This is a genomic window from Paracoccus sp. S4493, from assembly GCF_000967735.1.
In the GTDB taxonomy this organism is placed as follows: Bacteria; Pseudomonadota; Alphaproteobacteria; order Rhodobacterales; family Rhodobacteraceae; genus Paracoccus; species Paracoccus marcusii.
Genome location: NZ_JXYF01000147.1, coordinates 1 through 10,564, shown reverse-complemented (window position 1 = coordinate 10,564; position 10,564 = coordinate 1). Strand labels below are relative to the sequence as shown.

General features: G+C 57.7%; 13 protein-coding genes and 1 pseudogene. 4 read left to right on the top strand and 10 right to left on the bottom strand.

Going from position 1 to position 10,564, the window contains the following annotated elements; genetic code table 11:
* Positions 1 to 153 precede the first annotated feature (153 nt).
* From TW83_RS20005 to TW83_RS15215, 3 genes and pseudogenes are all read right to left on the bottom strand, one after another.
* Positions 154 to 324: pseudogene (locus TW83_RS20005) on the bottom strand (Y-family DNA polymerase); the annotation flags it as partial.
* Positions 325 to 335: 11 nt separating this feature from the next.
* Positions 336 to 770, bottom strand: coding sequence for a S24 family peptidase (locus tag TW83_RS15220; RefSeq protein ID WP_157001660.1), 435 nt, complete (start codon positions 768 to 770; stop codon positions 336 to 338).
* Positions 771 to 874: 104 nt separating this feature from the next.
* Positions 875 to 1,510: a recombinase family protein gene (locus TW83_RS15215; RefSeq protein WP_042247594.1), complete on the bottom strand. Its 636-nt coding sequence runs from the start codon at positions 1,508 to 1,510 to the stop codon at positions 875 to 877.
* A gap of 69 nt (positions 1,511 to 1,579) precedes the next feature.
* Here TW83_RS15215 and TW83_RS20745 point away from each other — a divergent pair, with 69 nt between their 5' ends.
* Positions 1,580 to 2,086, top strand: coding sequence for a hypothetical protein (locus TW83_RS20745; protein ID WP_157001658.1), 507 nt, complete (start codon positions 1,580 to 1,582; stop codon positions 2,084 to 2,086).
* A 145-nt stretch (positions 2,087 to 2,231) separates the two neighbouring features.
* Here the strand turns inward: TW83_RS20745 and TW83_RS15210 are convergent, their stop codons facing one another.
* From TW83_RS15210 to repA, 6 genes are all read right to left on the bottom strand, one after another.
* A complete protein-coding gene (locus tag TW83_RS15210; RefSeq protein ID WP_045983625.1) occupies positions 2,232 to 2,606 on the bottom strand; it encodes a hypothetical protein in 375 nt (124 codons plus the stop codon).
* Between the two features lie 126 nt (positions 2,607 to 2,732).
* Positions 2,733 to 2,933 carry a hypothetical protein gene (locus tag TW83_RS20740; RefSeq protein WP_157001656.1) on the bottom strand — a complete coding sequence of 67 codons (201 nt, stop codon included), beginning with the start codon at positions 2,931 to 2,933 and terminating at the stop codon, positions 2,733 to 2,735.
* A 308-nt stretch (positions 2,934 to 3,241) separates the two neighbouring features.
* Positions 3,242 to 3,811, bottom strand: coding sequence for a DUF1349 domain-containing protein (locus tag TW83_RS15205; RefSeq protein ID WP_045983624.1), 570 nt, complete (start codon positions 3,809 to 3,811; stop codon positions 3,242 to 3,244).
* Between the two features lie 155 nt (positions 3,812 to 3,966).
* Positions 3,967 to 5,130, bottom strand: a complete 1,164-nt coding sequence (gene repC / locus TW83_RS20000; RefSeq protein WP_084697569.1) for a plasmid replication protein RepC — start codon at positions 5,128 to 5,130, stop codon at positions 3,967 to 3,969.
* 184 nt (positions 5,131 to 5,314) lie between these two features.
* Entirely contained in the window at positions 5,315 to 6,226 is a 912-nt protein-coding gene (repB, locus tag TW83_RS15200) for a plasmid partitioning protein RepB (protein WP_045983623.1), read from the bottom strand.
* Positions 6,226 to 7,410, bottom strand: coding sequence for a plasmid partitioning protein RepA (repA, locus tag TW83_RS15195; protein ID WP_045983622.1), 1,185 nt, complete (start codon positions 7,408 to 7,410; stop codon positions 6,226 to 6,228). The genes repB and repA overlap by 1 nt, the downstream gene beginning before the upstream one ends.
* 214 nt (positions 7,411 to 7,624) lie before the next feature.
* Here repA and TW83_RS19995 point away from each other — a divergent pair, with 214 nt between their 5' ends.
* Together TW83_RS19995 and TW83_RS15190 are read left to right on the top strand one after the other, a co-directional pair.
* Positions 7,625 to 7,852 carry an AbrB/MazE/SpoVT family DNA-binding domain-containing protein gene (locus TW83_RS19995; RefSeq protein WP_084697567.1) on the top strand — a complete coding sequence of 76 codons (228 nt, stop codon included), beginning with the start codon at positions 7,625 to 7,627 and terminating at the stop codon, positions 7,850 to 7,852.
* Positions 7,842 to 8,237: a PIN domain-containing protein gene (locus TW83_RS15190; RefSeq protein WP_045983621.1), complete on the top strand. Its 396-nt coding sequence runs from the start codon at positions 7,842 to 7,844 to the stop codon at positions 8,235 to 8,237. The genes TW83_RS19995 and TW83_RS15190 overlap by 11 nt, the downstream gene beginning before the upstream one ends.
* Here TW83_RS15190 and TW83_RS15185 read toward each other — a convergent pair.
* Positions 8,221 to 9,129 (bottom strand): recombinase family protein, encoded by a 909-nt coding sequence (locus tag TW83_RS15185; protein ID WP_045983620.1) that lies wholly within the window; start codon positions 9,127 to 9,129, stop codon positions 8,221 to 8,223. The genes TW83_RS15190 and TW83_RS15185 overlap by 17 nt on opposite strands.
* Positions 9,130 to 9,353: 224 nt before the next feature.
* On the opposite strand from TW83_RS15185, the gene TW83_RS15180 reads away from it, so the two are divergent.
* Positions 9,354 to 10,421, top strand: coding sequence for a helix-turn-helix domain-containing protein (locus tag TW83_RS15180; protein WP_045983619.1), 1,068 nt, complete (start codon positions 9,354 to 9,356; stop codon positions 10,419 to 10,421).
* Positions 10,422 to 10,564 lie beyond the last annotated feature (143 nt).

Genomic DNA, 10,564 nt, shown 5'->3' with positions numbered 1-10,564 from the left:
CATTCCGGGGGGCAGGTCATTCCTGGCAGATTCTTGCGTGATGAAGGTTCATCAACTGTTGTTCTGACGCATGATCCAGGCGGGCTACGATGGCGGAAGTCTCCGCCCGCCCGGATCATGCATTTCCATCTCGAGGCGTTTGCCTCAAGTCAGAACTCTCACTTCCAATTCCACATAATCATCGCTGCGGGCGACGGCACAGCCGTCATTGTTCGACAGGACAATGACGGGGATGCCGCGCAACGACATATCAAACACGCGTTCACAGCTGACGTAAAAGTTGTTGCAGTCGATCAGCGCAATGGGGCGGTCGGATTGCTCCACCGTGCCTGCCCCTACTCGATGGGCAGGCGGCGGACGACACCGGCAACAACCCCCCATATCTCGGTCGTCTCCGTGACCGGGATTGTGGCATAGCCATCCGCACGGGCGCGCGGATCGAGAAACCAGACATCATCGCGCTTGGCGAGCTTCTTTACGGTAATGGCGCCATCGACCACCGCGACGACGATGCGGCCATGGCGGCGCTTGCCAGCGCGATCCACGGCGATCAGGTCGCCGTCCAGGATGCCCTCTGCCTCCAGACTATCGCCGGACACGCGCCACCAGAAGGTCGCATGCTCATGCCGCACCACCCACTTGATCGGGTCGATCGTATCCTCAAGATCATCCGCGGCGGGTGACGGAAAACCGGCCGGAACCGGCATGGATGCCAAAGGCACATGCCGGTCTACGAGCGTGATCTTGATAGGGCTTAAGTGCAGGGTCATGACTATTAGAACAATACGGGAACACCAGCCATAACCCGAACACCCCCTGCGGCGTCAAGCCGCTAACTGATTTAGGTGAAACGGGTGCCCAAGCTGCGACCAGCTTAGTTGCGAGCCTGTTGCAGGGGGATGCCATCAAGCAAAGCCTGCCCTGCAGCCTTCGGGCTGCCGTCCCCGTTGACGTAGGCATAGAGGGTGGTGGTCGTGATCCCAAGGCGGCGCGCGACCTCTTTGGCAACGGCGTTGCGGTCGGACATGGCTGTCATCGCCATGCTCAGGGTCGTTCTATCCATCTTGCGCGGGCGTCCTCCAAGCCGGCCACGCGCACGGGCAGCGGCGATCCCTGCCTGCGTCCGCTCAACGATCAGCTCCCGCTCAAACTCCGCGAATGCCGCAAAGATGCCGAACGCGAGCCTGCCGTTGGCGGTGGTCGTGTCGATCTGCGCGCCCGCACCGGCCAGAACCTTCAAGCCGACGCCCCGCTCTCTCAAGGCTTCGGCGGTGGTGACCAGGTGACGAAGATCGCGGCCAAGCCGATCCAGCTTCCAGATGACCAACGTGTTGCCCGGCTGGAGTGACTTGAGGCAGGCCAGCAGACCAGGGCGGGCATCGAGGCGACCAGAAGCCAGATCCTCATAAATCCGGTCCGGATCGACACCCGCCGCTAGCAGTGCGTCGCGCTGCGGGCTGAGCGTTTGGGTGCCGTCCGATTTCGAGACCCTCATGTAGCCGATAAGCACCATTCACCCCGCAAGAAAAGACTGCGCATACCCTGCAAGGTGTCATTGATTTTCGCAACGGGTTTTCTTGTGCCAAAGCTGTTCAGTCGAGCCGGGCACGAGGATCGCAAGAAAACCGACCGTTTACTTTCCACTATCGAAGCAAATACTTTCAATTTACCCTTCCCTATTAGACTGAAAGCGAGGTCAAGGATGGGTGCGTTTGAGATTGCAAAGTCGTTATTGGACCTCGCAAACAGCTTATTTGGGCTGAGCAAAGTCTATGCGAGTGAGGAGCGTGAGTATCGTGATCGCCTTTCAACTCACCTTGCCGGGCTGTCCGCTTGCCTAGAACGGATCGCAGATGGGCCCTCGCATTCCGATTGCGGTGAACTTGACGGTCATCTCGAAGCACTGCGAGGACAACTTGAAGGGGTGATTGCGACCGATAGGATTGATCGCTTCGACGTCCTTTTGCAGAATTCTGTGAAGGCGCGAACTCTCCTCGCTGGCGAGTACGATCAGGTGACAGCTGACACTTTACGTAGCGCATCTGGCCGCTTCCGCGCACTCTCAAGTGAGGTACGGACTGCCTAAGTGTTCAGCGCTCTGGCAGGGGTAAGTGTCCACAGTGGAAAGGACCGCTTTGACCAAGTGAGAACGGGATCGACCGGTCTTACGTTTCGGCTTCATCCTTGAAGCGGATCAAGCCAGATCGGCGTTCGGAAGATCACCGATTTCTTCAGCGGCTTTGTTTGCCGCTGACATTGCGGCACCGAAGAGCTTGGAGCTCGGAGTCGATAAAAGCATCCTCGTCGTAAGCCGCTTTGAGTGCATCTGCCTGTCTCTTAGCGAACAAGAAGAGCAATCCAAGCTCGATCCGGTACAAAAATATAGCCATGTCCTTGTTGAATGTGGGAACTATGGCAGCGTCGACGAGGTCGCCCTTGATGTTCGTATGCATGCTTTTCAGATAATCCGGCACAGCGGCGTGCGCGAGTTCGGAGAGGCCGCCGTAGTGTTGGCGAATATCTTCCGGCAGGCTGCTGACCTTTGGGGTTGAACGAGGATTCCGCTTGTCGAGCCAAACTTCATCGATTGCGCCGAGGATTTCCATCTGTTGGCGTATCAAAATAGCCGCTTGACCGTAGAGCCCTTCGGATATGGCTACTTCGCAAGGGTCGATACCATGCAGGAATAGGGCCGATAGCTGAGAAATTTGCTCGACTCTTAATCGGATTGCTTAATCGAGATCTGCAGGCCATTTCTTACCGCCGAAGCGCTCCAGGCAGGATGTAATCCCGCTCAGCACTAACTCATGTGCGAGCAAGAAATCCCCTGCTTCTTTTTTAAATGCTTCTCGAACTGCTGCACGGTGTCGATGTTGAGCGGCAAGGAAGCCCACCGCCGGAGAATATCTCATATCTGTCGTATCTTCGGTCATGGCTTAGTCTTTCGGCAGTTGTCACGGTGGCGATGGCAAGCTCTTCGCTGCTGCAGCCAACCGGCGCGCTGAAATCGTATCGTCGGCAGAGGCGAAATCCACCCTTTACGCCTGTGTGCTTTCCTGAATGCGGCCATTGGCGTAGTCGTAGCGAAAGCTCACTTTGTCCCGCATAGCAGACCCTTAAAGCCTATAGGTTTACGGCGGAATAGCGGAAAGGACGGTTATTAATTTGATATGCGATCGTCTTCCAAATCAATTGATGAAGAAGTTTCTTACAGCTTTCAACCGCGGGCCATTCACGACGGTCAAGCGTGCAAATCGCGTGAAATAGCCTCTCCGACACGGAAACCTTTGAAGGTAGCTTCGAAGCCGGAACGCTGCGGCGAACAGCACATCATCCCGACATCGACTGCGGCGGTTGGCGGAAAGTAGGTCAGCCGAACAGGGACGAACGTCTCTTCCAGCGGATTGAAATACTGAACCCGGATGGCTTCGGCATGGCGTGTCAGACGAATGCGGATGTCCGTCGTGGCACCAGGGACCTCGACAAGCGACCAATCCGACATGTTGTTGGTCACGACGACCGAGAAATAGTTCTTTCCGTCCGTGTGTTCGATGCCCGCCTTGATCCAGTGGCTCTCGCTGAGCCGTATCATAAGCCCTGCCTGATCATAGAGCACCCTGTAGTCGCCACCCACACTCACCTCCGTTGTGAAGTCACCCTCGACGCGCTGGTGGAGGAAATGGCCGTTGTCGCGATAGAAGCCGTAGAATGTTCCGCGCCAGAAGTCGGTCTTGTCACCGGTGGTGACCCTGATCACGTCACCGTCCTGTATTACGTTCTCGGGTGGGTTCAGCCATTTGAGATCAATCATATTGGGTCCTGCTTCACGAGAGGTTTTTAGCTGAAAGCATGTCGGCTTGATGGGAACGGGATGTTCGGTGGTGGGATGCGCGGTTTACTGCGGCAGTACGTAAAATTACCTACTTCCCGGTAAGGGCTGCGGATCAAGTTGACAGCTGTCAACCATCACACCTCTCGGTGATTATCACAGCGTAGCAAGGCCATGACCATCGGTCCTGGAGAGAATCCTCTCCCCTCAGCCTTATCCGTTAGACTGCGGAGATATCCGCCAGGTCGTAGAATTGCGCCATGTCGCTGCAAAATGCATGCCACCGTAACAGCCGCGCTTTCTGGCCCCATGATACGACAAGCTCGTTGCCAAGCGTCCAGCGTGATGCCCAGCATTGGTCGTACGACGTCAGCTGCAGTCACCAAGCTTCCCCAAGTCTGAATAGCATCAGGAGCATAATCACAAATACTTGGTGTTGCTTTCAGTACCAATCCAAGCGGTATGGTCTGTTCCGAACGTTTCTCTACTTCGTTGCCTTCTTCAGATTCTAAGCAATCTTTATTTGAACTCTGATGGTGCCGCTCAAAATGGCCGGCACTGGCGCTCATTTCATGCGCTTCTTGAGATTTAGTTGGGTTGATCAGGGCGTCGATTTTAGTAGTTAGCAGTCGAATTCCTTGCTCCAGGTGCTGTAGCTGCGACATGTCTAGCTTACGCCGGAGACAGCGTTGAAGATCCGAGCAAGCCTGCTGCAGGCCAGTCCAGTCTGCAGTTATGTGATCTACGCCCCAACCTATTAGCTTGGATAAATCGCGAAGGCCGATGACCACCGATTCACGGGTGTAACGTAATTCATAAGCTGCCTTGCGCTCCTCCTCAGCTTTCTTCGTGATGTCAGCGGCCCGCAGCGCGAGAGGACGTAAGTCAAAACCAAAAGCACGGTCGATCTGGCCTGATGCGCCTCGGCGTGCATAGCGTTTACCGTTTGGGCTATCTCGTCTTAGAATCAGCCCAGACTGCACCAACGCCGCTAGGTGACGACGCAACGTGCTTTCAGGCATGCCATGGGCTCTGTCTGACAGCGTAGCGTTGGAAGGGAATACGATAAGCGCTGTGTCATCGGCTAGATTCGTCCCCGGGTAACAAGATAGCAGCGCCGCCAGTACAACAAGATCGCGATCGCTTATATTAAACAGCTTTCTTGCGGCGGTCAGGTCACGCAGCAGGGCCCACTTATCGCAGGCTTGTACTTGGGTAGTCGCCTCGGCTAGTGCATGCGCTGCCAATAGGCCAGCCGTTACCGGCTGCCGCCCAAAGGGCGTCATTGAAATGTGCCTCATGTGATTATCACAGGGTGTGAACCAGAGGTCGCCCGACAAGACGTTGTTGACAGCTGTCAACTAAAGCCGCTATGTTCGAGGTGCGAGTTCGAGAAGCGGCCCTTCGGGATGTATGTCCTGGGGGGCTTTTCTTTTGGTCTTTCCCGTCGTGCCTCCTTGATGATTCCTACTCGTCTCCGTGCCGCTATTGGTTCTTGTTTGACCAATCTCGGTGAAGGTCTTCAATGTGATCGACTAACCAGTCAGCAAACTCTTGGCCTTGGCCAGACAGTTCGATCACAATTTTTCCTTTTAGTTTCGCAGCATGACCGAGTGCGCTTCCGTCTGCTGATTGCAGGGCACGCGTGTTAGGTGCCTGTTTCGGCGGTGCCAATTGTGCCAAAACGGCGAGAAAGCGCGCGTCAGAATCCGGCCCTTTGGCTGCGGCAATCAAGGCTTCAGGTGAATGACCTCGGGCCTTCTCAGCCAGTGCCAGCCAACGGTCCCGCCCTGCATTCGGTGCGGCGCCAATGGCGCGAATTAACCCCTCTGGCAAAGCATCAACGATCGACAGCATCCGGGAAATCAGTGTTTTATCGACTGTCAGAGCGTCGCAAATTACCTTGCGGTCAAAACCACCCTGCTGCATCTGTGCGGCGAAATTCGCCTTCTCGATAAAGCTTAGATCTTTACGCGCAGTGTTTTCCTGACCCTGCGCAATGACCAGATCGCGGTCGTTCAGGGTGCGGATCATCGCTTTGACCGGCAGCCCCAGCTCTTTCAGGGCTTGTACGCGCCTCCGGCCAAAAACTATGTCGAAGCGCCCTTCTTGCGTCGCGCTGTGGCGGAGTAGAACCGGCACCTGTTGACCATATTCCGACAGTGAGACCTTAAGGGCTTCGATACCTTCGGGGTCTGTGTCCAGCCGATCGCTGAGGCCCGCCATGTCGATCATCTCGGCCGGAACTTCGACCAACGCACGAGATTTCAAGTCAGCGATAGACTGGCTGACTGCGCCGATAGCCCCGCGCTGCGAGCGCGGCGATGCTGCCGCTATGGGTTCCTGACCTGTAGGGGCCTGGGCCATCAGATCCTTGAGTAGATTTTTACGTGCCATTAGCGTCCTCCCCGGCCCCATGCAGCCTGTATCAGGCCTTCGATCTCGCCATTTACGGAATTCAGGCTTTCCATCGCGCGCTCATACGTGCCGCGCGTGAACTGGCTTTTCTCGACTTCGTAAAGCGTTTGTTTGGTAATGCCCGCATCCGAGATCGCGGTTGATTTCAGTACCGGATGGTTCAGGACATGATCTCCAAACAACGATCGCATAAAACTAACCATCTGATTTTGTGGGCCATCGCCGGGCTCGTACCGAGTAACGACATAGCGCAACCAGTCATAGTTCATATCCCCACCAGCTTCGGCCACAACGCCAAGCAGGTTCGATGTCATTAACAGAAATTGACACATCGACATTACATCCAGCATCTGCGGGTGCACCGTCACAAGAATGGCGGTTGCAGCGGACAGCGCGGACATGGTCAAAAAACCCAGTTGCGGCGGACAGTCGATCACGATGACATCGTAATCGTCCTGTACCTCAGCCAGCTTGTCTCCAATGCGCGTAAAGAAGAGATTGCCTGAGCGTTCCATGAGCGCTCGGGGCGTGTCGTGTTCGAATTCCATCAGGTCAAGATTGCCCGGAATAAGGTCCAGATTTGTGAAATACGTTTGCTGGATCACGCGACGCAGGGGCACTGGATCGTCATACCGGATAGCGTCGTAAAGGGTGCCGCCGTCAAGCAAATCAAATTCAGGCTGGAAGCCGTGGAGCGCTGAAAGACTGGCCTGCGGGTCGAGATCAATGCCAAGCACTCGGTATCCATCGAGTGCCAGCTTTTGCGCCAGATGCGCGGCAGTCGTGGTCTTCCCTGACCCGCCCTTGAAGTTGATTACCGCAATGACCTGCATATGGTCACCCGTGCGCCTTCCGGGCAAGTATGTTCCGGGACTTTTTGCCCCTTTCTCCAGCATCTCGCGTAGTGCTTGAATGTCGGCGGGCGAATAATAGCGCCGCCCCCCAGCCCGCGTTTCGGGCGAAGGGCCGCGCCCGTCCAAGTTCAACTTGCGGAGATACGCATCCTTGACCCCAAGCAGGTCTGCAACCTCACCTGACGTAAACTTACGCAACTCCCGACGTGCATCAGGTGGGAACAGTTGAGCGCGATGCGCTTGTAGTCGCTCTGATAGGCGTACAGCGTGGTCGCCAACCAACTGGTCGATCCGTTCTTTAGTTCTCATGCCGAATCTGCCTGTCGTGTTACGCTTTTTGGCGACTTATTCTCTTTGTTCCGTATGTAAAACCCAGTCTATTGATTCCTGCAATAGATTTCGACACATCTGAGTTCGGGAAAGGGAGTGTAATCGCTGCGGCCCGGCCCGGTCCCGCCACTTGCGCACGGAACACATATGATCTACATTCTGTAGTGGATATACATCGCGCTGGAGGGCGAAAATGCAGATTGCAAAATGGGGAAACTCGTTGGCCGTTCGCCTACCTGCGGAGCTAGTGCGGGAAATGGGTCTGAAAGAGGGCGATCAGATTGACCTCGTGCAGAACGACGGCCCTCTTAGAATTCAGCGACTGCCTCGCGCCGATGAGGTGCTAGAGGGTTTACGTCGCTTCCGCGGCAGGCTGGCTGTGACCGAACGGCTAGGGCGCGACGCTACACATGAGCGGTGAGTTCGTTGATACGAATGTCGTTCTTTACTTGCTAGACGACGGCCTCAAGGCCGACCAGGCCGAAGCAGTCCTAGCGCGGGGCCCGCGTATCAGCGTACAGGTGTTGAACGAGGCAATGGTAAACTGCCGTCGTAAGGCTGGACTTGACTGGGATGAGACGGCCAGTTTCCTAGCCGGAGTCCGGGCGCTTTGCTCGGTTGAGGATGTGACTTTGCGCACTCATGAAGTCGGTCGTGCGCTGGCTGAGCGTTACGGGTTTTCGGTATATGATGCGATGATCGTTGCCGCGGCTCTGATCGCCGGCTGCACGACCCTCTGGACTGAAGACATGCATGCGGGGCTGCTTGTCGAAGGACAACTGCGACTGGTTAATCCGTTCGCTTGATCGCCTTCTGGGACAGCATCCCCAACTTCTCAGCCTGTGCCAGCAGCATCTTGACCGATGAGGGCTGCCACGTTGTCCGACCGCGCGGGGTCCGTTCACGCATCGCCTCCAGACGATCGCAGATGGCCTGGAGGGTCATGTGGGGGTCAGCCCCCTTTATCGCAGCCACGATCGCCGGCAGACGGTCGTCGCCAACGCGCCTTGCGGCACGCCCGAGTACCTCTTCGGGCAGGAATCCGTCCCGAACGTAGGCCCGCACAGCCCTCAGGAGTCGCGGCTGCGTCCATTGTCGGTTCTGGGGCAGGGGTGCATTGATGATCCGCAGGATATCCTCCCAGGCCATGTGTGGGCGCAGCCTGCGCACATGGGGAATCCAATCCCCTGCAGTTTGAGCAACGCGCTCCATGTAGCCGTCATGCCGCGCCAGGCGTACCTTGCGAAGCGCGTCGGGGTTTCGGGCACGCAGCCCGGGATTCCCGCCAATCCGGCCTTCGAGACGGGCGCTGGCCAGTCCCGCCTTGGTCCGTTCGCGGATCAATGCCCGCTCGAACTCGGCCGCAGCCCCCAGCACCTGGAGCGTGAACTTGCCCTGGGGTGATGCCGTATCGATCGGATCCTCGATCGAGCGAAAGAACGCACCCTTTGCTTCGAGTTGCTCGATGATCTCCAGCAGATGCGAGAGGGACCGGGCCAGTCGGTCGATCCGAACGACGACCAGTGTGTCTCCCTTGCGGATACCGTCCAGGACGCTCGTCAGGACGGGGCGGGCGCGATTGCCACCGGACCCATGCTCCTCGCGGATGACTGAACAGCCTGCCGCTCTCAGAGCCTGGGCCTGCGGCAGGGGGGTCTGATCATCCGTAGAGACGCGGGCATAGCCAATCAGCGGCATGGAGGGCCATCTTTCAAAACATGTAGATGTCAGTAAACGACCGTTTGTAAACGAATGCAATGGCCCATTTTGTGACGCTGCTCCGCAAAGAGCCCGGGGTTTTCACCCTACGAGCACATCTAGAGATTTAACCGAGGACATTGCGCAGAAAGGCTCCACAAGGGCCGCTGACACCTCAAAATTAAACCCTTAGGTAAGATGCAAAAGATGTGTATTCTGCACTTATGAAGCCGCAAGAACCTACTGTACCTGGTTATTTTGACGACGCTCTTCCGGATGCCGGAGAGGTCGATGAGGCATCCGAGGACGACCTGTGGTTTCTGCCCGGTCCGATCAACGACGAGCCCGACGACCTGCCTCCCGGGCCACAGGCTGAACCCCGTGAGTTCAAGATCATCGATGACTGGCGGTCGGCAGAGGCGGCCAGTGCAGCCCGTCTTGCCTGTGTTGCGAGCAGGCTCGGGGCACTGGACGATCGGCTGCGGCGTGGCCCGAAGGGCTGGCGGCACAGGCTGGCGCTGCTTGAGGCAGCCGAGCTGAGCTGGTTTGTCGGTGACCGCATCGGGGCAGACCGGCTGGCACTGTGGATTTCCCTGCGCCTGTCCGGCGTGCAGGACGATACCGGTGCGCTCTCGGGTGTCGGGTGGGCAGTGCGCCGGCTGACAGGCGGGCCCAGTCCGGAAAGGGACCTGTCCGCCTTTCTCGACCGCCGCGACCCGGAGAACATGGGGGCTGATGCGGAGCCCTTCGCGGACCGCGCAGGCGGTTGGCTTGACCTAATGGCGCAAGCCATGGCTCTGTACCCGATCACCCGCGCCTGCATGGGCTTTCACCTCTGGAGCCTTGCTGGGCTCGGGCATCAGGGCGATCAGATGGAAAAGGCGGTCACCGCCGCACGCATCGCAGCCAGCGACGGTAAGGGTGCGGTCTTTGCGCCTCTCGCCATGGGCGGGGCAGGGGGGCTGCGCGCTGGCGGCCCACCCGCTGAGCGTCTGGCACGGTGGCTCGACGGGATGGAGACGGCATGTCTGACCGCGATGCGCCATCTTGATGATATCGAGGCGTGGGCGGAGAGGGCGCAGGCCGCAATGACCCCGCTGTCGGGCCGCACGCCACCGGCCTTGCGCGTCGTGCTGACCGAATGGCCGCTCGTCTCCGCCCCAATGGCTGAGGCCCTGACCGGCGCCAGCCGAGCGGCCGTTCAGCGCAACCTCGCGTGGATGGAGGAACAGGGTCTGATCCGGGAGATGACCGGGCAGGGGCGGTATCGGATGTGGCGCGCGGCGATCTGACGGTGGCAGGGATGTGCCTCGCCTCTCAGGCTACCGCTCCGCTACGCGGGCAGATATCCGTCCGAACAGAGATCTGGAAGTGTGCCCTTGGTTGTCGTCAGCAAGAGACGGATGCGTTTCATTCGTAAGCGTCCGGTCTAACC